The following is a 20431-nucleotide window of genomic DNA, read 5'->3' on the forward strand; positions in this document are numbered from 1 at the left end:
TTTTTCATTTCGGCACACTATTTGATTGATAGGAATTTTTGAAAGGCAATTTCAGGAGGCAAAAGATGAATTCGACATGGCAGAACGAGAACGAAACAGCGGAAGTGATCCGAACCTACATCAAACCCATCTTCGGATTTGCGTTGAACCGGGTCAAGCAGCGGATGGAAGCAGAGGACCTGGCACAGGAGATCTTGCTGCAATTGCTTAAATCCATTTCCTCGGGGGCGAACATTCAGAACCTGGATGCTTATGTTTGGACAATTGCCAGATATACTTGGGTCAATTGGGTGAAAAAGCGTGCGCACGCGCCCAAGTCGATCGAAATTAACGGTATGTCTGAGCTTCTGGCCGATCATCAACAGGAACCTCTTGAACAACTGCTCGAAACGGAGGCATATCGAATGCTGCGTAGAGAAATCGCGTTTCTGTCCGATATTCATCGCCGAATTGTTGTCCTTCATTATTACGATGGGCTAAAGCAAAGTGAAATTGCAAATGTCCTTAGTATACCTGTCAATACCGTAAAATGGCATCTGCATGACGTCAAGAAGGAATTGAAAAAGGGGCTGAACCGTATGCGAAAGACCGGCGTTTTAAGTGTAAATCCAATTCGATTGTGTAATACAGGACATTCCGGCACACCGGGAAAACTTGGAGAAACGAATGATTTTCTTGGGCGAACCTTGGCTCAAAATATTGTATTTGCGGCTTATCATAAGGCATTGACTATTCATGAAATCGCTCAGGAGTTGGGTATGCCGCCGTCTTTATTAGAAGGTGAGGTTCGGTATTTGGCTGAATACGATTTTCTCAGTGAAATCTCTCCTGGAAAATATCAAAGTAATACTATCATTTGGGATAAAACGGTTGAACAATTTGAAGCCGGCCACCAGCTTTATAAAGATTGTGCGGCTGAAATCGCCGATACTCATTTTGAAGCACTAATGGATATTCGCAAGCAGGTTGTGGAAAGTGGGGTGTATTTCCCGGATCAGGACTATAACTTCCTTCTCTGGACCTTACTACCTAAAAGCATCGGGGAACAGTCATGGCGAAGCCGACCAACAGGAGTAAGCTTCAATACAGTTGCTCCAATGAGAAAGGACGGAGGTCAATATATCGCTTATGCATCTCTAGAAAAGTGCATCCAACCTGAGTTAAGCTTTGATTCAAGTTATTATTACATTTGCGGTACGATGACTCGTTATCAGGAAGGTAGTGCGTTGTACCTATGGCAGCTTAATACCTATTGGAGTGAACGGAAAGATTGGAGATATCTTGACTTTAAGGATGTTGAGGTTTGCAATGAGTTTTGGAAAGATGGTCTACCCGACGACGAAACGCACCGCGAGGAATATGCATTCCTCCTTGAAAAAGGTTATATCCGAGAATTAGATGGGAAATACCGTTTTAATGCGGTGTGGATCGATTCACCTGTAACGCTTAATCGGTTAAATCGAGTCATGCCAGACTTGGCTAGTCTTTATGCACCTGCAATTACCAATTTATACGAGAAAATGCTTGACTTGACTATACTAAATCAACCGAAACATCTGGAACCTCAAATTGCTCATATGGTTAGGGGTAATACCTGTGGAGGGATATTAAACGCCTATGTTTTGAAGTATCTAGTGGATAACGGTAAGCTTCGGAAGCCACTGCCACATCAGAAAAAGACTATTACTACCTGGATGGGCCCGGTAAAGCAATGATTTAATAGCGTTTGAAAAGGCCATCCACTGGGGTGGCCTTAAGCTTGTCGTTGTAGACAGCGCTGCAGAATACTTGATATGATCAAGTATTTGAAAGAATGCAGAGGAGGATCAAGAGCAGAAAATTGAATGTTGAAGCAGCAATGTTAAACGTGCAGGAATTAAACAGGAAAGGCATTGTTTTATATTCCTTGACAGGAATATTCTTAGTTAGGTATACTATACCCATAAACAACGAAACCACAACAATAACGAACAGTTAAGGAGGAAGATCGAGATTATGCGTAAACTCATCATTACCTACTGGATTTGTACTGGATTAGTGGCCCTGCTTATGGGGGTTGGTTCAATACCTAACATTCTTTCTTCGGCTGAATCAATTGCCCTTTTTCAAGAGCTTGGTTATCCTGCCTATCTTCTCCCCTTCCTAGGTGTGGCGAAGCTGCTAGGCGTCATTGCAATTATCTTACCCAGGTTTCCCAGAATCACGGAATGGGCATATGCCGGTCTTACCTTCGACCTCGCCGGTGCCACGTATTCCTTCCTTGCCATCGGGACACCTATCGAAGGAATCTTCATCATGATCTTCGGGTTCCTGGTGATTGCAGGTTCCTACGTAACGCACCACAAAATTAGAAAAGCCAAGATGAATGAGATGGATGGAAATTTCTCCAACAAAAGGCGCATAAACAAGCATCATTCTGCACAATAAGGAATTCATTGCTAAAATGGAGCCTAAATTAAATCGGTACACAGTAATGGAAAAAAGAAAGAAGCGGAGCCGAATGGCTCCGTTTTTACGTGGTTAGATACGGTTCCACGTTGTTATCGCAGCCGGTCAGAACTGCCTTTGTTCAATTAATGACTATTACTATTAATCGACAGGTTGTTTCCACAAATGGTAGACGCTACACTCTATTTATCGTCAACTATTAACGCGATACAAAAAAAGGAGAATTCGCATGAACCAAATACCTAAACCTAATCAACCGCTTGTCACCCATATTTTTACGGCCGATCCTTCCGCACATGTATTTGAGGGCAAAATTTATATTTACCCATCGCACGACCTCGATCACGACAGGCCCTCTAACGACAATGGGGACCAATACGCAATGGAAGATTATCATGTGCTGTCTATGGATAATCTCGCTTCTCCCGTCGTTGATCACGGTCAGGTCCTTCATCTAAAAGATATCCCGTGGGCCTCCAAGCAGCTCTGGGCACCGGATGCCGCTTATAAAAACGATACCTATTACTTGTTTTTTCCCGCGCGGGACCATGACGGGATCTTTCGGATCGGAGTGGCGACAAGCTCTTCGCCAGCCGGTCCTTTTCACCCTCAGCCGACTTACATGGAAGGCAGCTACAGCATCGATCCGGCCGTACTCGTTGACGACGACAATCAGGCCTACATCTACTTTGGGGGGCTATGGGGCGGCCAACTGGAAAAATGGCAGACGGGCAACTTCGAGCCGGAAGCGACGGGGCCGGATGCGAGTGCTCCTGCGCTAGGTCCGCGGGTCGCATTGCTAAGCGAGGACATGTTGTCTTTCCAAGGAGCTCCGCAGGAAATCACGATCGTTGATGAGAATGGCAAGCCGATTCCGGCTGGCGACGAGGACCGGCGCTTTTTTGAAGGACCGTGGGTGCACAAGTATAACGGATGGTACTATCTATCCTACTCGACCGGTACCACGCATAAGCTCGTCTATGCCGTCAGCCGGAATCCGATGGGCCCATATACCTTCAAGGGGACGATCCTTACGCCGGTAATCGGCTGGACGACCCATCACTCCATCGTCCGGTTCGAAGACAAATGGTGCTTGTTTTATCATGATTGTTCCCTCTCTGGAGGCGTCAACCATAAGCGGAGCGTCAAATATACGGAACTGCATTATAACGAGGACGGAACAATTCGGACGATCGATCCTTATGCATAAACCGATTATTTATGACAAACGATGCCAAAATGAGTTAGGAGGAGCATGAGATGAGCAAAACGGTAATCACGAATCCGATCATGTGGGCGGATGTTCCGGATGTGGACCTTATAAGAGTAGGGACTTCCTACTATATGGTCAGCACAAGCATGCACTCGATGCCGGGCTGTCCGATTATGAAGTCCGAGGATTTAATGAATTGGGAAATTGTGAGCTACGTATACGACCGGTTCGAGGATAACGACGCCCATAATCTGATAGATGGCAAAAACATTTACGGACAAGGCTCCTGGGCAGCAAGTCTCCGTTATCATAACGAGATGTTTTATGTGTGTTTCTCTAGCAATGACATGCACCAATTCTATATTTACCGAAGCGACGATATAGAGAGCGGTCAATGGGAGCGCTCCGTTATCAATGGACTCCATCATGACCCGGGCTTATTGTTCGACGAAGACCGCGTGTTTGTCTTCTTCGGCTGCGGAAATATTCACATCACCGAGCTGACGGCCGATGCGACGGCGATCAAGCCTGGCGGCATTAACCAGCTCCTGTTCGAAACGGAGCGGCATGGGATCGGGCTTCGATGCGAAGGCTGTCACGCATATAAAATCGACGGCTATTATTATTTATTGTTCATCGAATGGCCCTTGGCAGGCGTAGGAAACGGCCGACGCAGGCAAATCTGTTACCGTTCGAAGAAGCTTTTGGGTCCGTATGAACGCAAAATCATCTTGGATGATGACATGGGGTACTACAACAAAGGCATAGCGCAAGGGGGCATCTTTGACACGCCTGGCGGGGAGTGGTATGCCATGCTGTTCCAAGATCACGATGCCGTCGGCAGAGTCCCTTATCTCTTGCCGCTTTCCTGGGTAGATAGATGGCCAGTCATCGGATTCGATGGGAAGGCGCTGGAGCAGTTTGAAGTTGATTTGCCCTACTCTCCCAGTGAGCCGCTTGTGATCAGCGACGAGTTTGATTATGCGGAAAACAAACTGGCGCTGAACTGGCAGTGGAATCATAACCCTGACAATCGGTTTTGGTCAGTAACGGAGCGGCCAGGCTTTCTGCGATTGAAAACGGGGAATATAACCAACAGTGTTCTATATGCCCGTAATACGTTAACCCAGCGAACGGAAGGCCCAGCCTGCGTTGGGATGACATTGATGGACGTTTCCCATATGAAGCCTGGCGATCATGCTGGTTTGATTGCTTTGCAGAATTACTTCGGCACCGTTGGCATTAAAGTTGCGGAGAACGGCGACAGATTCGTTACAATGTGCGTCAATCGGGGCGACGGTAGCGAAGTTGAGCTAGAGCGCATTCGATACGATGGCAGTCAGATTTTCTTAAAGATTGAATTTAATTTTGACAACAGTATTGACCTTGCAAGCTTTTATTACGCCGAAGACGGAGTCAATTGGATTCAAATCGGCCGTCCGTTAGAGATGAAATATACGTTGGATCATTTTATGGGATACCGGATAGGGTTGTTTCATTATGCTACCAAGGAAATTGGCGGGTATGTCGATTTTGAATATTTCCGTTATACCAGGATGAAAGAAAAGCTCAATTAATAATATTTCATTCATGCGAGTTATTCATCAGTGCCCAAACTTTGCGGCACTGATGTTTTTTTACACCTGCTGCCGCATTGCTTCGATATTATTTATCGGATATACTGGGTATACTAATTGATGGATCACTAACATGTGAAGGAGGCGGTAATCTGATGGCAAAAATCGAAACGACCGCGGTTAATCGCAAATCGGACATCATTTCTGCTGCGATCGAGGTATTCGCGGAGATTGGATATTTCCGTGCAACGACGGCACAGGTCGCGGAACGGGCCCAAATATCGCAGCCGTATATTTTTCGTTTTTTCTCTACGAAAGAAGCTTTGTTGCTGGCGGCGCTGGAGGCATCCTGGGACCGATTGATCGATTCCTTCCGCAAGGTCGTGGAGTCCGCTTCACCGGAACAATTGGAGAGCGACCTGATTCAGGCCTATGAGGGTATTCTGGGCACCTATCAAAATGAAGTAATGCTTCAGATGCAGGCTCAGACGATCCGGGAAGACTCGATCCGGGAAGCAATGCGCAATGGATTCGGGGAAGTTCGCCGTATGGTTTTGGAAGCCTTCCGAGCAGCCGGCATTCCAAATGCCGAGGAACGGACGATGTTATTCCTGGCCCGGGGTATGCTTTGCAACATTTCGGTAGCACTGGCAATGCCCGAATTGAAGGAAATATGAGGAGGGGGATAAGTTTTTCAAAAGTTGTGATTGACCAATCAATAATTGTAATTGACTGATCAATCACAACATGTTATATTGGATTCAAGTTAGTGATTGATCAATCACAAAAAATGAATGAGGTGATTCCTTTGGAAAAAGCAATTGTAGTAGGAGCAACGGGCGGTACGGGCGCTTCGGTAGTGGAGGAACTGGTCAAGAGAGGGATCCGGACGGTGGCTTTCGGGCGATCTCGCCAGAAGCTGGAGCAGCTTAGCGCTAGACTGGGTCATTCGGAGCATTTAACGATTGCCGTAGGTGATGCTTTCCATCCGGATGATATCGTCTCCGCTTCGGAAGGCGCGGAAGTCCTGTTCCATTGCGCGAACGTGCCGTATCACGAGATGGTAAGCAAGCTGATTCCTCTTGGCGAATCGGTGATGGAGGCGGCTGACCGTCTGAGCATAAAGGTTGTCGCCATCGACGGTGTCTATCCCTATGGAAGAAGACAGATGGCTCGTGCGACCGAGGAGCATCCGAAGCAGCCGCATACGAGGAAGGGCAAGGTCAGGCTCGCTTACGAGGAGATGCTGCTCGATCAAAGGTGGAACCGAGCTAAGGTTATGATCGTCCGCTTGCCGGATTATTATGGCCCCACGGCGAATGAGGCTTCTTATCTGGGTTCTACGCTTGAAGCGATCGCGGCCGGAAAGATGGCATTTTTCATCGGCAATATGCATGTCCCCCGGGAGTTCGTCTATTTGCCGGATGCGGCGTTCATGATCACGGAACTCGCCGGAAGGGACGATGCTTATAGGCAGAACTGGCATATTCCAGGTGCAGGCTTGATCTCGGGAAAGGAGATCGAGCGAATAGCCCGACAGGCAAGCGGGAGCGCCAAACCGGTCATTCCGCTTGGAAGAGTCGGGCTGTCTTTGCTCGGCATGGCCGTACCGGTAATGAAGGAGGTAGTGGAAATGCTCTATTTGACCGAAGAACCGCTTGTCTTGAGCGGGGAGAAATACGAGCGGTTGATCGGCCCGGTACGGGCGACCGCCTTCGAAAAGGGAATCGCGGTTACTGTTCGCGAGTTGCAGGGAAGAAATGGCTCTCTTTTACATCAGAAGTAATTGATTAATCACTAATTGATTTGGAGGAAACAGAGATTTAATGTGCGGTGGAGATCGAGGCGGCCGCGGTTGACGGATGCCGGCCGATAGGAATATAACAAGATTTATTCTGCCATTGACCATGCCGGCTATTGTGACAACGACGATCTTTACCTTCATTTGGACGTGGAATGATTTCTTTAGCCAGCCGCCATGCGTTATATTATCGAAGGTATTGCTACATCCGGCATCAAATAAAAATAAACATTAATTGTACGTAGGTTCGACTAACGAGAAACAATAGTTTTCAATTTACCGCCTTTTCATCAGGGCGGTTTTCTTTGTTAATCCCGCTATCATTCGATCGTCTGCCAAATTTGACAGGCCCGGGATGTGATCGGAGGAACGCTTGTATTCCTAGCCGGATTCCTGCTGCTGAACTTTCCGGTTCCGCGCCGAGGTGACTGCTAAGGAAGCGGCGGCTCAGGCATAGTCGGAGAAATGCGATTGAGAAAGCCTATCGTCGCCGGTAGGCTTTCTCATGAAATTTCGTAATGTAGCGGAAGAGCGTTTTCCCGTCCTCGGGAATTGTGTCACTATCATTCAGAGGAAGTACCATCGCAAGGTAAGGCTCAGGTACCCATATATACTTGTGCACGTAGGCGGTAGGCCGAAAGCCGTTTTTTTCCCAAAAGCACATCCGATAGGCGTTCGCTTCCGTATCCTCCGCCTCGACTTCAATGACGATCGTATTCACGCCTTGTTCCTGCTGCGCCCATTCACGGATCTTGTCCAGAAATTGACCGCCAACGCTCCGGCCGCGCATGTCTCTGCGAACCGCCATGTAATCGATGATAAGAACCTTGTTTGTACCTTCGACGACAATTCCCGTTACCGCCATGGCTGACGCGCGGCCATCCTCAAGAACGGCATGAAGCCAGGCAATTCCTCTATCCAGCATGCTGCGGAGAATCGTTTCCGTCTTGGCGCCGCGGGGAAAAGCTTCCTGGTAAACCGGTCCGATCAAGCGCCACAATGAGTCGTTCCACTGATTAGTTGTCATGAATTCTATCGCCAATGCCGTCGCCTCCGCTACCTATAGTTCGTTTTTAAGACGATTTTAGCAGTCTCATACTGTTTAGGATAACGAGCAGGGCAGCTCCCGTATCGCTTAACACTGCAATCCATAAGGTCAGCACGTCGGGGAAGATTAGCGAGATGGCTAAGAGCTTGATCACAATGGAAAACCAAATATTTTGCTTAATAATCCGCAAAGCGCTGCGGCTGAGCTTTGCCGTAAAGGGCAGCTTCTCCAAGTTGTCAGCCATCAAAACGATGTCTGCGGTTTCCATCGCAGTGTCCGTTCCGACGCCGCCCATAGCAATGCCCAAATCCGCGGCTGCAAGAGCAGGGGCGTCGTTGATGCCATCGCCAACCATCGCAATAATGTACCCCTCTTGTTGAAGCTTGTGTATGGCTGCAACCTTATCTTCCGGAAGCAATTCAGCATAGTACCGGGTAACACCCGTCTGCGCAGCTACTTTTTTTGCGGTACCCTGATTGTCGCCTGTGAGCATAACGACCTGAGTTATTCCCGTTTGTTTAAGGCTATTAAGTGCAGTCACTGCACTCTCTCGAACAGTGTCAGCAACAGCGATTATACCGATAAGTTGTTCCTTTGTTCCGATGATAACAATCGTATTTCCTTCCTGCTGTAAGGATGCGGCTCGCGGCTCCAACTCCCTGAGATCGGATTTTAACTCTTGAAACAATTTGAGATTTCCTGCGAAATATACGGTATCTCCAATTGTCGCTTGAATTCCCTTTCCGACGATGTTCCTGAAATGCTCACCGTTTAAAGAAGGAACTCCTCGTTCGACGGCATACCGGGAAATCGCTTTGGCGATGGGGTGGGAAGAGAATTCCTCCAGCGTCCGCGCAATCGACAAAACATCATGTTCTGTTGCCAGTAAAGGAATCACCTCAGTCACTTTTGGCTTACCTTCTGTAAGTGTCCCAGTCTTATCAAACGCTATGGCGTTTACAGCCCCTGCAACCTCTAAAAAGGCCCCGCCCTTTATTAATACACCATTCTTAGCTGCATTTCCGATGGCCGAAACAATGGCAACAGGAGTGGAGATGACCAGTGCGCAGGGGCATGCCACGACAAGAAGCTCAAGTCCTTTGTAAAACCATTCTCCCCATTCTCCAGAGCCAAAAAGCGGAGGCAGCAGCATAACTGCTATAGCGAACGCAAAAACAATCGGCGTGTATACACGGGCGAATTTATCAACAAACGCCTGCATAGGCGCCTTTTGTTCCTGGGCTTCTTCGACCAGATGGATAATTTTCGAGATCGTGGTATCCCCGACTAATTTAGTGACTTTTATTTCTAACATGCCATGTTCATTAATAGTTCCCGCATAAACCTGATCTCCGGTTTGTTTATCAACAGGAATGGACTCCCCGGTAATAGGCGCCTGGTTAACGCTTGATTCCCCTTTAAGGACTTCGCCGTCAAGCGGGATTTTATCTCCGGGTTTCACAAAAATGAGCTGCCCGACTGAAATTTCCTCCACGGGTCTTTTAACCAAGTCGTTACCGCTCTTGACCCATGCTTCGGGAGGAGCGAGGTCGATTAGATTACGTATTGAATTGCGCGTTTTTTCGATGGACCTTGTTTGGAGAGCATTGCCCAAAGCAAATAACCAAACCACTGTGGCGCCTTCCAGCCATTCTCCGATAGCTGCGGCGCCGATCACCGCAGCAGTCATTAGCACATTCATGTCCATAGAGCCGCTTTTGACGGCAAAGAAAGCGCTTTTGGCAGGTTTGTATCCTCCTACAATGATGGATAGTGCATACAACACCGTTAGCAGAACAGGATTTGGATTTAGATCGGTGAGAGTGCCAACAAACCCGAGTAATAAAAGAGTTCCAGACAATATAAGCAGATTGATTCCTGATCGATCCTCCTGCTGATGCAATCTTTTATTAGATGCCAAGCTCGCTTTGTATCCAGCTTTATTAACCTCTTTAATTATTAACTCCGTATCGCCTACGTGTTCAATTTTGGCTTTCCCCGTCGAAAAGTTGACGCTAACGGTCTTGACGAAAGGCACGCTTTTTAAGTGTTTTTCGATTGTTAAGGCACAGGAGCTGCAATCCATTCCTTGTACATTGAACTCAGACGTCAGTCCCTCTGAATGATCAGCAGCTGAATCTATTAAAGGCAGCATTTTTTTGAATTTGGGCTTTGGATCCGGGGAGCAGGCTCCGTCCGTACAGCAGGATTGTTTATTGTGGTCTTCTTCCTCCATGTGTCTTACACCTCCTGTTGTCTCACGCAACAATCAAGCTGGTCATTTTTCTCGCATGCCGTTACTTCTTCTTCGACCTGGTGAAACACATGGTCCATCATCGTTAGAAGCAGCTTAATTTGCTCGCTCTGCAAGCTGTAATACATGTATTTCCCTTCCTGCCGGCTTACAATGATCCCGCAGCCTTTCAAACAGGCCAAATGCTGGGATATATTTGATTGATTTCCGTTCAGCTCTTCAACAATTTGGGATACCGGTTTCTCGCTGTCTTTGATACATTCCAATATTTGAAGTCGCGTTTTGTCACTAAAAGCACGAATGAATTTTGCTTTAACATCCAGCTTGTTTTTCACGATGCTTTTCGCCCCCAATTCATATTAGCGGGTTCTAATATGTTTATTGGCATCATATTAACACTTACTAATATATGTTACAATAACGTTTATTATTGAAGTTGCTTATAATGTTTGTTGCAATCATTATAGGTAGTGAGCGAGGTGATCTCTGCATGGGAAAATGGTTTCCGAAACTTTATGATACATTGATGGGGCCGTTTGAACGAAGAGGTTTCGGTGCGATTAGAAGGCAGCTGATTCAAAAAGCAAGCGGAGAAGTACTGGAAATTGGATCAGGGACCGGTTTGAATTTTCCTTTCTATATAAATGCCAAAAAGGTAACTGCCATCGAACCTGAGCCTCTTATGAGACAATTATCCATACAGAGAGCGCAGCAGGCCCAAGTTCACATTGAGCTCATGTCTGCAAACGCCGAAAAGCTTCCTTTCCCCGATAACCATTTCGATACGATTGTTTGTACTTTAGTGCTCTGCACAATTCCGGATCCAATAAAGGCACTGGAAGAGATTAGCCGTGTCTGTAAACCGGACGGTCAATTGTTTATATTTGAGCATGTAAAAATTGATCATCCTTTTCTCGGCCCATTACAGGATCGTCTCACACCTGTTTGGAGGAGGTTATGTGATGGTTGCCATTTAAACCGTCCAACGCTGGATCTGGTCAAACAGTCGAACTTCAAGGTGATAAATGAAAAACGTTATTATAAGGATATTTTTATCGTAGCAGAAGCGATCAAAGCCGGGCTTTGATTCTGGTGGAGAAAAAATCGAATATCAATTAAAAAAGGAGTACGCTATGTCGAGCTTCAAAACCTATTTTACATTTGTAAAACCTTATTGGAAGTTAGTAATCGTTACGGTATTGATTGGGATGATAAAATTTGGGATACCGTTGACGCTGCCTCTCCTTATGAAATATGTGGTTGACGATTTATTGCTAAGCTCACTCCCTATAGATGTGAAAATCGAAAAATTAAGTTATGTTATGCTGGGCGCTATTGCACTGTTTGTTGTGGTTAGGGCGCCCATAGAGTATCTCAGACAATACTTTGCTCAATTAATAACCAGCCGTATTCTATACGATCTTCGCAATCGTCTGTTTGTACATATTCAAAAGCTGTCCTTAAGGTATTATCAAAATCATAAAACCGGTGAAATCATATCCCGGATGATTAATGACGCTGAACAAACAAAGAGCATCGTGGAAACCGGAATGATGAATGTATGGCTGGATCTATTCACGCTGTCTATTGCCCTAGGATTCATGTTTTATATGGATTTTGAATTAACTTTGGTCTCTATAGCGGTATTCCCCTTTTATGCTTTGTCCGTCAAGAAGCTGTACAAAAGGTTAAAGTCTTATACGAAGGCAAGGTCACAAGCACTGGCGAATATACAAAGCTATCTGTTTGAACGGGTTAACGGAATGCCGGTCATCAAGAGCTTCACGCTGGAGGACGTCGAAAAAGAAAATTTTGACGTGAAGAACCGGCACTTTCTGCAAAGAGCTTTGGCATTGACCAAATGGAATGCATTGACAAACGCCATCATCAATACATTAACGGATCTTGCTCCATTATTGGTTTTATTTTATGGAGGCTATCAAGTGATACAAGAAAATATTTCGTTAGGAGCCTTTATCGCATTTTTTGCATACTTGGAACGGCTGTATAGTCCGCTTCGACGTTTAGTTAATTCTTCTACAGAATTGACACAGGCAAGCGCCTCCTTGGATCGGGTGGTTGAACTTATGAATGAACCTTACGATATTATGGATTCACCTCAAGCGAAACCGATAACGGACGTAAAGGGAAAAATTGATTTTAACGACGTCAGTTTCCGGTATGAGGCTTCGGCCGGATGGGTTTTAAACAAGCTTCAACTCAGTATCCATCCAGGAGAGACGATCGCTTTCGTAGGGATGAGCGGAGGAGGCAAATCATCGTTAATCAGTTTGATTCCCCGGTTTTACGATATCCAGCAGGGAAGCATTCGGTTAGATGATACGGATATTAAGGATATAACCATAAAAAGCTTGCGAAGCCAGATTGGAATGGTCTTGCAGGATAATATCCTATTTAGCGGCAGCGTCCGCGAGAATATCCTTTTTGGAAATCCTGATGCTGCAGAAGAACAAATCTTTAAAGCGGCTCAAGCTGCGAACGCACATGATTTTATTATGAATCTGCCAAACGGCTACGACACGGAAATAGGCGAACGGGGCGTTAAGCTGTCAGGGGGACAAAAGCAGAGAATTGCCATTGCCAGGGTGTTTCTTAAAGATCCGCGGATTTTAGTGCTTGATGAAGCAACCTCCGCCCTTGATTTGGAGTCTGAGCATTTAATTCAAGAATCTCTTGAAAGATTAGCTAAAGACAGAACGACTTTAATTGTCGCACACCGCCTGTCAACGATTACTCATGCGGATCAAATTGTACTCATTGAGAATGGGGAAATTAAAGAGAAGGGGTCCCATGAAGAACTGATGAGGAAAGACGGGGGATATGCCCGTTTGTTTAATGTGCAGAATCTAAAAGAAGTCGAACCCGTCATATAAACTTCTCAGAACGTGAAACCAATTAACCAAGGATTGGTTTCTTTTTGTTTGTACCATTTATGAAACAGGGGCTGGTCCTCAAGGTTTACGACTTTTTGGGACAGCCCTGGTTAAGAATCGAAACGAATCCATGACTAGCTTACAAGGACATCAAATCCGTTATTATAGTGGATCTAATGTCCACACGATAAATCCTTGTAGATCTCTCGCATCACATGCCTGAGCTCCGGAATAATAATGCGGTTAACGGCAAGCTTCACAGCTCCGCTCGAGCCCGGTATTGAAAATACCGCCGTATCTTCATATACACCAGCGATAGCCCGGCTGAGAATGGCAGCCGTTCCGATATCCTCTGCGAAGCTTAAGTACCGGAACAGCTCGCCGAAGCCGTGCATCTCCTTAGTTAACAGGTCCCTTACTGCTTCGTACGTCGTGTCCCTCTTGGCGATTCCGGTTCCGCCGTTCAGGAGAATGGCTTCAACCGAAGGGTTAGCCGAACCGCTGCGGATGGCGTACTGAATCTCCTCATATTCATCCTTCACAATCGCATATTTCGTGACCTTGTAACCGGATGCCTCGAGAAGCTCCCTTAGCAGAGCTCCGCTCTTGTCGGTTTCTTCCGTTCTTGTATCAGATACGGTAATAATCATACAGTTGACGGAGGAAGGCGCCTCCTTGCGGTGCTGTTCAACAGAAGCTGACACGGTGATCCCGTCCTCTCTTCATTTTCATTCTTTGGAAAAGGTGATTTTTGCAATTGCATCATGCAGATGAATCGATTCTTCGTTCCGGCATTCTACCGTGAAAGCCTGAATACTTTCCATCTCATATAAATCTGCCGCCACAAGGCGGACCATATCCTCGACGAATCTCGGATTCTCATAAGCCGTCTCGGTTACTTTCTTCTCATCCGGACGCTTCAGCACAGGATACAGCATACTGCTGGCATTGGATTCCGCCGCCTCAAGCAGCATAGCCTTCCAATCTTCGTTAACATTTATCGGATCATAGGGCACAGCGGTAATAGTGACGATCCCTCTCTGATTATGGGCGCTGTATTCACTAATTTCCTTGGAGCATGGGCATAAGGTGGTTATTGCAGCTTTTATTCCGATTTCCGCTTTAATGGGACAGTCCTTCTCATAACTGATTTTTATGAATGCCTCGCTATGCTGGAGTCCTGTTTTCTTCAAGGCAGGGGAGATGCGTTCATAGAACCAGGGAAACCACACTTCAATCTCTGCGCTGGTTTGCTGCATTCGCGCTGCTAATTCTTGAGTGAAATTGGCTAGAGTGGGTAAATTCATAACCCAGTTCTCTTGGCGGTATGCTTCCAGCTGCTCCATTATCCGGCTCATATTGATTCCTTTGGAGTGGCGTCCCAGGCTGGTCGTCATTTTGAATGCAGCCATACTGACTTGCATCGTAGGGCTTGTGCTGGAAGGTATATTAACGGGATACTTCACTTCACAAATCCCCACAGCATCCAAGGCAAACAAGTAATCGTGAGGTTTATTCTGCAGGTCTGTCATGAGTTCTTTGCTAGTCGGTTTAGTGCCTGCAGCGGGCTGGATTGATCCGAACCGGGTATGCCGTTCTTGCTTAGTAGGTAGATTCAATTTAGACATGTTGGAATTAAATACTCCTTTGTGTTGTTTAAAATTAATGAAGAGCCCATTACCGTTCAGGTAATGGGCTTTACTTTCATTTGCACATTGTGAATAGCCTTATGACGTGGCTACACAGTTTGCAAATTGTTCGTTAAACCATTCCGTGTCCAGGTTTCTGCCGATAATAACGAACTCGCTGACCCGCTGTTCATCGGCTCTCCAGTCGCGGTCAGGGTAGGAGCTAAACAACATGTGGATGCCTTGGAACACAATGCGCTGCTTGACCCCTTTAATATGAAGGACACCCTTGTAACGGAATGTATCGGTGCCATGATCCGTCAACCACTCCTGCAGGAACCGCTCTAATTTCACCAAATCAAGCGGCTGTTCCTCACGGAAGAACAGGGAGTAGACATCATCATCGTGATCATGGTCCTCTTCCTCAAGGAAGCCGGGATCAAGCTCCAGCTTCTTCTCCAGGTCGAATGCCCCGATACCCAGAATATGATGAATATCAATTTGAGATTGCCGGGTATGGTATAGCTTGGCTGCAGGGTTCATGGCTATTAGGCGATGCTCGAGTTTCTTAAGTTCGTTCTCCGTGACAAGATCCGTCTTGTTCAACAGAAGCACATCGGCGAAAGCGACCTGCTCTTGCGCTTCATGACCGTCATCCAAATGCTGGTCGGCATGCTTCGCATCGACGACAGTTACAATGGCATCCAACTTGTAGAACTCTGCCATTTCCTCGTCCACGAAGAAAGTTTGGGCCACCGGGGCCGGGTCGGCCAATCCTGTTGTCTCAATAAGCACACGGTCGAAGTTAGCTTTACGCGAATCACCGGCACCTCTCTTGGCATCCATCAGCTCACCGAGAATGCGGATAAGATCTCCCCGGACCGTACAGCAAATACAACCATTGTTCATCTCGAAAATCTCTTCATCCGCTCCTACGACGAGTTGATTATCGATACCTACCTCTCCGAATTCATTCACAATTACCGCGATCTTTTGACCGTGATCGGCCGTAAGGACGTGATTCAACAGGGTGGTCTTGCCTGCACCAAGGAATCCGGTCAAAACAGTAACCGGTATGCGAGAATCAGCTTCTACAGCTTGCGACATAAGCGACACTCCTTATAATGTAGAGTTTAATCGTAAATATTACTATTAAAGAGTATAAAAGGTTCAGTAATATTTGTCAAAGAGTACGAATCCGGTCTAATTGCAACCAGCGTTTCCATTCCGCCTCGAGCTGCTGTTCATTAAGATTTATGCCAATGAAGACGATGTAGGATTCACCGCTAAAGTCGGACTCCGTCCAAGTTATCCGTTTGCCTGCGTATTGCATGAGCATGACAGATTTCTCTTCTTTAAGGCGAATATAGCCTTTAGCCCGAAGCAGCTGTTCCTTGAATTTGAGAAGAAATTTTTCAATATGTCTGCGGCTTGGCTGTGTCGCGGATACGATCGGCAGCGTCATGGTTTGGACGCGCGAGAATGATAACGTTTTTTCAGGTATGGTTCGTTCTTTATCTTGATGATGTCCGGCGGGAACTGCCTTCAGCATCTTGAACGACCGGGCAACGGGGATCGCTTGCCGTTCCTGCTTCTTGACGGTTGCAAGGAGCAGATTCAGATCGACTTGACTATAAGCGGCAGGAATAACAAGGGCCGTATCATTCTGTTTGCGAATCACCTTGTCAATCTTGCTCAGCTTAGGTGCTGTTACAAGATCAGTCTTGTTTACGATAATGAGATCAGCCGTTTCCATCTGCCGCCGCAAGGTTCGCAGCAGCGATAGATCAGATTCAAAAATACTGTTGTAAGTAAGCACATGCTCGGCATCCAGCAAGGTTACGATCTGCTTGAGCTGAACGAGCCCGAGCACTTGAGGCTCCGTAAGCGCATCGGCTATTTCTTCGGGATTAGCTACGCCTGTCAGCTCGATAAAGATGACGTCAGGCTTCTGCTTGGACAAAGATTGGATGCTGCCGGCCAATTCACTGCGTCTGCTGCAGCAGACGCAGCCATCTAACAGTTTCTCGATCGCTGAATCTGAGTGTCCATTCAGAATATGGCCGTCGACATCCCTGCTGCCTAATTCATTCATAATGACGCCGGGCTGTAAGCCACGTGTTTTCGCTTCGTCCAGCAACCGCAGGAGCAGTGTTGTCTTGCCGCTGCCTAGAAACCCGCTTAGAACAATGACTGGTATTCTCATAGATTGATTCTCCCTTTTCTTCGTTTAGTTGTATGTATTCATGGATCGAATAAAGAGTCGTTAAAAGTAATGATTACGATTAAACGCATTCATCATACTATATTCACCTAGTTCCGTAAACCATGCCAAGGTGCATAAATATTCTTGTCATCCGACAACCGCTCAAAAACTTATTTATTGACGAATGTAAAGCTAGTTGCTACACTTTATTAAACGTAATAATTACTATTAAGCCGTCTTCGGTCGGTTTTTCTCTCGTTCAAATATCGTAATAATTACGAATTGTGCTCGTAATACCTTAGAAAGGCGGTACGTCCTGTGAAGGAAAGGGATGCAGAGCTTATTGTTCAGTCCATGACCAGACATGGACTGCGAATAACCGAACAACGTAGAACGATTGCCCAATTGTTTGCTGATGCTTCCGGATTCTTATCGGCTAAGGAAGTGTATCTCGGGATGATCGATAAATACAACGGACTCAGCTTTGATACGGTATATCGCAATTTAAGATTGTTAGAGGAAATAGGTGTCATCGAGCAATTTCAGTTTGAGGATAGCAGCAGGTTTCGAGTAGGCTGTTTCGGACATCTTCACCATCATCATCACATGATCTGTCTGACATGCAGCCGTCTTATTCCGCTCGAATATTGCCCTATGGACAATTTTCAGGCTCCAGATCATTTTCAGATTGTAAAGCACAAGTTTGAAATTTACGGCTATTGTGACAATTGCCAGCAGCAAGGTATGGGGGAGGCCGTTGATACGATGTCAGCATAGCCTCTTGCAAAATGATGAAAGAAAGGATGATTGACATTGCTTTTGTCTTCCATGAGTAAAGTAGTGTTCGGTTATAGTGACGTTCCCTGCTTAGAGAATGCGAGCATAGATATTTATTCAGGTGAATTCGTCGCGGTAACAGGCCCGAACGGCGCTTCCAAAACTACACTGCTCAAGCTGGCGCTGGGCTTGCTTAAGCCGTGGCGCGGAGATATTTATTTAGCTAAACAAAATCAGAGCGGCAAGAAGCTTGTTATTGGATATGTTCCACAGCAGATTGCTGCATTTAACAGCGGATTTCCTAGTACGATTCTAGAATTTGTTCGATCGGGCACTTATGTAAAGGGCTCTTGGCTTCGTAAGCTTAGTCCTAAAGATCACGCCTATACGGAGCAAGCTCTCCGTCAGGTGGGCATGTGGGAGCACCGCAATCGGAAGATTGGAGAGCTGTCAGGCGGACAGAAGCAGCGAATTTGCATTGCACGTGCTTTAGCGCAGCAGCCTGACCTGCTCATTATGGATGAGCCTACTACCGGCATGGATCAGGAAAGCAGATTCGGCTTCTATGAATTGATGCAGCATCATGTGAAAGAGCATGGAAGGACCGTCGTTATGGTTACCCATGGTCTTACCGAGGTCCGCTCTTATCTGGATCGTATTATTGAGCTGGAAAGGAAGGAGGACGGAGGATGGAAATGCTGCACTACGACTTCATGCAGCGGGCATTTTTCGCCGGTGGGATAATCGCTTTGGTTGCCTCTGTTCTAGGTGTGTATCTCATGCTTAGGAGGCAGGCGCTGATGGCCGATATGCTCTCGCATGTCTCGCTCGCGGGAGTAGCAGGAGGTGCATATCTTCATCTAAATCCGACGCTTACCGGCTTTGCTATTGCGGTTGTGGGGGCCATTGCTGTGGAATATGTAAGAAGATCGTACAAGACTTACAGTGAGATCTCTACAGCCATTATTATGATCGGCGGCTTGTCCAGCGCGGTTCTCCTAATGAGCTTGAATCAAGGCATGAACAAAGGCTTCTCCTCTTATTTGTTCGGATCTGTTGTAGCCGTTAATCAAACAGAATTGTCTTTAATGATAGCAGTAGCCATTATAGGGGCAATATTCTTTATTGTGTTCCGCAGACCTTTATATCAGATTACCTTCGATGAGGAGACGGCCAAGACGAATGGTATTCCGGTCAAGTGGATCTCGCTTATTTTTAGCGTCATTACCGGGATGATTGTCGCAGCAGCTATGCCGATTGTCGGCGTTCTGTTAGTATCCTCTCTTATCGTACTGCCCGCTGCCCTTGCAATCCGGGTTTCACCAAGCTTTACGGCTGCCTTATTCGTCGCTATGGGAATTGGATTAATTGGCGTTTTCTCTGGTCTAACTGCCTCGTATGAGCTTAGCACGCCGCCCGGAGGAACGATTGCGCTTGTACTCTTAGTCTTGTTGGTTGCCGGAATTGGTCTTAAGAAGCTTATGTTACAAATGGGCAAATTAAGAAATAAGAAAACAAGCAGTAAGACGGACATCGATAGTACCGTTTTTCCTCGTTACACGAAGAACTCATCCATTCATACAACTGGAGGTAAAGAAAATGAAAGTATGGTCTAGCAAAATATTTCTAATCTCTGCAGTGACTGCATTACTATTAGCAGGATGCGGAGACGAGGGCATCAACAACAGCAGCGGCGAGTCTGAAGCCAGCAGCAAGAAGTTAAAAGTTGTAACGTCCTTTTATCCGATGTACGAATTCAGTAAACAGGTTGCCGGCGAGTACGCTGACGTTATTGGCTTGATTCCGGCAGGAGTAGAACCGCATGACTGGGAGCCAAGCGCCAAGGATATGGCTGAAATTAAAGAAGCTGATGTATTCGTCTATAACGGGCTTGTCGAAGGCTGGGCAGAGCAAGCGCTAGAGAGCGCACCAAATGATAAGCGTATCGTAGTAGAAGCAAGCGGCGATATACAGCTGATGGTAAGCGAAGAGCATGGGCATGAAGAAGAAGGCCATGAGGAAGAAGAGCATGAGGAAGAGGGGGGGAGCCTCGATCCGCACATCTGGTTGAGTCCGGTATTAGCGCAGCAGGAGGTGCTTGCGATCCAGGAGGCATTCGAGAAGGCGGACCCAGCGAATAAGGATGCTTACAAGGCGAATGCGGATGCCTATATTTCTAAGCTGAAAGAACTGGATAATGCTTTTAAATCCGGACTTCAAGGTGTAAAGCATACCGAGTTTGTAACCCAGCATGCGGCATTCGGCTATCTCGCCAAGGAATATGGTCTGACCCAGGTTCCGATTGCGGGGCTGTCGCCGGAACAGGAGCCGTCTCCAGAGCAGATGGCGGAAGTTGTCGCGTTTGCGAAAGAGCATAAGATCAAAACGATTTTATTTGAGACGCTCGTCGACCCGAAGATTGCTCAGACGATCGCGGATGAGATCGGAGCTAAAACGGATGTGCTTAATCCGCTCGAAGGGCTGACGGACGAAGAGAAGAAGGACAATCTCGACTATATCGGCATTATGATCAAGAACCTGGAAGCCTTGAAGAAAGCATTAAATGAATAGCTGATGAAAGGGGC

General features: G+C 46.6%; 18 protein-coding genes and 2 pseudogenes. 13 read left to right on the forward strand and 7 right to left on the reverse strand.

Features of this window, described 5'->3' with window-relative positions; translation table 11 throughout:
• The first annotated feature begins 65 nt into the window (after positions 1-65).
• From DFP97_RS11060 to DFP97_RS11085, 7 genes and pseudogenes are all read left to right on the forward strand, one after another.
• Positions 66-1715: an RNA polymerase sigma factor gene (locus DFP97_RS11060; protein WP_114380045.1), complete on the forward strand. Its 1650-nt coding sequence runs from the start codon at positions 66-68 to the stop codon at positions 1713-1715.
• Between the two features lie 280 nt (positions 1716-1995).
• Positions 1996-2310 (forward strand): annotated as a pseudogene (locus tag DFP97_RS11065) (DoxX family protein); the annotation flags it as partial.
• Positions 2311-2365: 55 nt separating this feature from the next.
• A pseudogene (locus DFP97_RS32100) lies at positions 2366-2461 on the forward strand (VOC family protein); the annotation flags it as partial.
• Positions 2462-2677: 216 nt separating this feature from the next.
• On the forward strand, positions 2678-3658 hold the full coding sequence (locus tag DFP97_RS11070; RefSeq protein ID WP_114380047.1) for a glycoside hydrolase family 43 protein: 981 nt from the start codon (positions 2678-2680) through the stop codon (positions 3656-3658).
• A 50-nt stretch (positions 3659-3708) separates the two neighbouring features.
• On the forward strand, positions 3709-5238 hold the full coding sequence (locus tag DFP97_RS11075) for a glycoside hydrolase family 43 protein (RefSeq protein ID WP_114380048.1): 1530 nt from the start codon (positions 3709-3711) through the stop codon (positions 5236-5238).
• A gap of 155 nt (positions 5239-5393) precedes the next feature.
• Positions 5394-5915, forward strand: a complete 522-nt coding sequence (locus tag DFP97_RS11080) for a TetR/AcrR family transcriptional regulator (RefSeq protein ID WP_114380049.1) — start codon at positions 5394-5396, stop codon at positions 5913-5915.
• A 131-nt stretch (positions 5916-6046) separates the two neighbouring features.
• Positions 6047-7024 (forward strand): SDR family NAD(P)-dependent oxidoreductase, encoded by a 978-nt coding sequence (locus tag DFP97_RS11085; protein WP_245976113.1) that lies wholly within the window; start codon positions 6047-6049, stop codon positions 7022-7024.
• Between the two features lie 496 nt (positions 7025-7520).
• Here the strand turns inward: DFP97_RS11085 and DFP97_RS11095 are convergent, their stop codons facing one another.
• Genes DFP97_RS11095 through DFP97_RS11105 form a run of 3 tightly spaced genes read right to left on the reverse strand, consistent with a single transcriptional unit; the run spans position 7521 to position 10679 of the window.
• On the reverse strand, positions 7521-8081 hold the full coding sequence (locus DFP97_RS11095; protein ID WP_114380050.1) for a GNAT family N-acetyltransferase: 561 nt from the start codon (positions 8079-8081) through the stop codon (positions 7521-7523).
• A 31-nt stretch (positions 8082-8112) separates the two neighbouring features.
• On the reverse strand, positions 8113-10323 hold the full coding sequence (locus DFP97_RS11100) for a heavy metal translocating P-type ATPase (RefSeq protein ID WP_114380051.1): 2211 nt from the start codon (positions 10321-10323) through the stop codon (positions 8113-8115).
• Positions 10324-10328: 5 nt separating this feature from the next.
• Entirely contained in the window at positions 10329-10679 is a 351-nt protein-coding gene (locus DFP97_RS11105) for an ArsR/SmtB family transcription factor (RefSeq protein WP_114380208.1), read from the reverse strand.
• Between the two features lie 152 nt (positions 10680-10831).
• Here DFP97_RS11105 and DFP97_RS11110 point away from each other — a divergent pair, with 152 nt between their 5' ends.
• On the forward strand, positions 10832-11428 hold the full coding sequence (locus DFP97_RS11110) for a class I SAM-dependent methyltransferase (protein WP_114380052.1): 597 nt from the start codon (positions 10832-10834) through the stop codon (positions 11426-11428).
• Positions 11429-11474: 46 nt separating this feature from the next.
• Positions 11475-13235: an ABC transporter ATP-binding protein gene (locus DFP97_RS11115; RefSeq protein WP_114380053.1), complete on the forward strand. Its 1761-nt coding sequence runs from the start codon at positions 11475-11477 to the stop codon at positions 13233-13235.
• A 173-nt stretch (positions 13236-13408) separates the two neighbouring features.
• Here the strand turns inward: DFP97_RS11115 and DFP97_RS11120 are convergent, their stop codons facing one another.
• From DFP97_RS11120 to DFP97_RS11135, 4 genes are all read right to left on the reverse strand, one after another.
• Positions 13409-13885, reverse strand: a complete 477-nt coding sequence (locus DFP97_RS11120) for a MogA/MoaB family molybdenum cofactor biosynthesis protein (RefSeq protein WP_114380054.1) — start codon at positions 13883-13885, stop codon at positions 13409-13411.
• A gap of 78 nt (positions 13886-13963) precedes the next feature.
• Complete coding sequence (gene folE2, locus DFP97_RS11125; protein WP_114380055.1) at positions 13964-14863, reverse strand: GTP cyclohydrolase FolE2; 900 nt, start codon at positions 14861-14863, stop codon at positions 13964-13966.
• A gap of 99 nt (positions 14864-14962) precedes the next feature.
• Positions 14963-15970, reverse strand: coding sequence for a CobW family GTP-binding protein (locus DFP97_RS11130; RefSeq protein ID WP_114380056.1), 1008 nt, complete (start codon positions 15968-15970; stop codon positions 14963-14965).
• Positions 15971-16046: 76 nt separating this feature from the next.
• Positions 16047-17069: a CobW family GTP-binding protein gene (locus DFP97_RS11135; RefSeq protein WP_114380057.1), complete on the reverse strand. Its 1023-nt coding sequence runs from the start codon at positions 17067-17069 to the stop codon at positions 16047-16049.
• Positions 17070-17387: 318 nt separating this feature from the next.
• On the opposite strand from DFP97_RS11135, the gene DFP97_RS11140 reads away from it, so the two are divergent.
• The 4 genes from DFP97_RS11140 to DFP97_RS11155 are packed head-to-tail and all read left to right on the forward strand — an operon-like array spanning position 17388 to position 20417.
• The gene (locus DFP97_RS11140) at positions 17388-17846 is read left to right on the forward strand and encodes a Fur family transcriptional regulator (RefSeq protein WP_245976115.1); all 459 of its coding nucleotides are present in this window, start codon (positions 17388-17390) and stop codon (positions 17844-17846) included.
• A 36-nt stretch (positions 17847-17882) separates the two neighbouring features.
• Entirely contained in the window at positions 17883-18590 is a 708-nt protein-coding gene (locus tag DFP97_RS11145) for a metal ABC transporter ATP-binding protein (protein ID WP_181873465.1), read from the forward strand.
• On the forward strand, positions 18536-19462 hold the full coding sequence (locus DFP97_RS11150) for a metal ABC transporter permease (RefSeq protein ID WP_114380058.1): 927 nt from the start codon (positions 18536-18538) through the stop codon (positions 19460-19462). The genes DFP97_RS11145 and DFP97_RS11150 overlap by 55 nt, the downstream gene beginning before the upstream one ends.
• The gene (locus DFP97_RS11155) at positions 19446-20417 is read left to right on the forward strand and encodes a metal ABC transporter substrate-binding protein (RefSeq protein WP_114380059.1); all 972 of its coding nucleotides are present in this window, start codon (positions 19446-19448) and stop codon (positions 20415-20417) included. The genes DFP97_RS11150 and DFP97_RS11155 overlap by 17 nt, the downstream gene beginning before the upstream one ends.
• Positions 20418-20431: the final 14 nt, after the last annotated feature.

Origin of the sequence: Paenibacillus prosopidis (genome assembly GCF_003337375.1) — a bacterium.
In the GTDB taxonomy this organism is placed as follows: Bacteria; Bacillota; Bacilli; order Paenibacillales; family Paenibacillaceae; genus Pristimantibacillus; species Pristimantibacillus prosopidis.

Bases quoted from the DNA above. Each gene is read 5' to 3' on its own strand.
- DFP97_RS11060 (WP_114380045.1), top strand. From the start codon at position 66: ATGAATTCGACATGGCAGAACGAGAACGAAACAGCGGAAGTGATCCGA.
- DFP97_RS11070 (WP_114380047.1), top strand. From the start codon at position 2,678: ATGAACCAAATACCTAAACCTAATCAACCGCTTGTCACCCATATTTTT.
- DFP97_RS11075 (WP_114380048.1), top strand. From the start codon at position 3,709: ATGAGCAAAACGGTAATCACGAATCCGATCATGTGGGCGGATGTTCCG.
- DFP97_RS11080 (WP_114380049.1), top strand. From the start codon at position 5,394: ATGGCAAAAATCGAAACGACCGCGGTTAATCGCAAATCGGACATCATT.
- DFP97_RS11100 (WP_114380051.1), bottom strand. From the start codon at position 10,323: ATGGAGGAAGAAGACCACAATAAACAATCCTGCTGTACGGACGGAGCC.
- DFP97_RS11110 (WP_114380052.1), top strand. From the start codon at position 10,832: ATGGGAAAATGGTTTCCGAAACTTTATGATACATTGATGGGGCCGTTT.
- DFP97_RS11115 (WP_114380053.1), top strand. From the start codon at position 11,475: ATGTCGAGCTTCAAAACCTATTTTACATTTGTAAAACCTTATTGGAAG.
- DFP97_RS11120 (WP_114380054.1), bottom strand. From the start codon at position 13,885: ATGATTATTACCGTATCTGATACAAGAACGGAAGAAACCGACAAGAGC.
- folE2 (WP_114380055.1), bottom strand. From the start codon at position 14,863: ATGTCTAAATTGAATCTACCTACTAAGCAAGAACGGCATACCCGGTTC.
- DFP97_RS11130 (WP_114380056.1), bottom strand. From the start codon at position 15,970: ATGTCGCAAGCTGTAGAAGCTGATTCTCGCATACCGGTTACTGTTTTG.
- DFP97_RS11135 (WP_114380057.1), bottom strand. From the start codon at position 17,069: ATGAGAATACCAGTCATTGTTCTAAGCGGGTTTCTAGGCAGCGGCAAG.
- DFP97_RS11150 (WP_114380058.1), top strand. From the start codon at position 18,536: ATGGAAATGCTGCACTACGACTTCATGCAGCGGGCATTTTTCGCCGGT.
- DFP97_RS11155 (WP_114380059.1), top strand. From the start codon at position 19,446: ATGAAAGTATGGTCTAGCAAAATATTTCTAATCTCTGCAGTGACTGCA.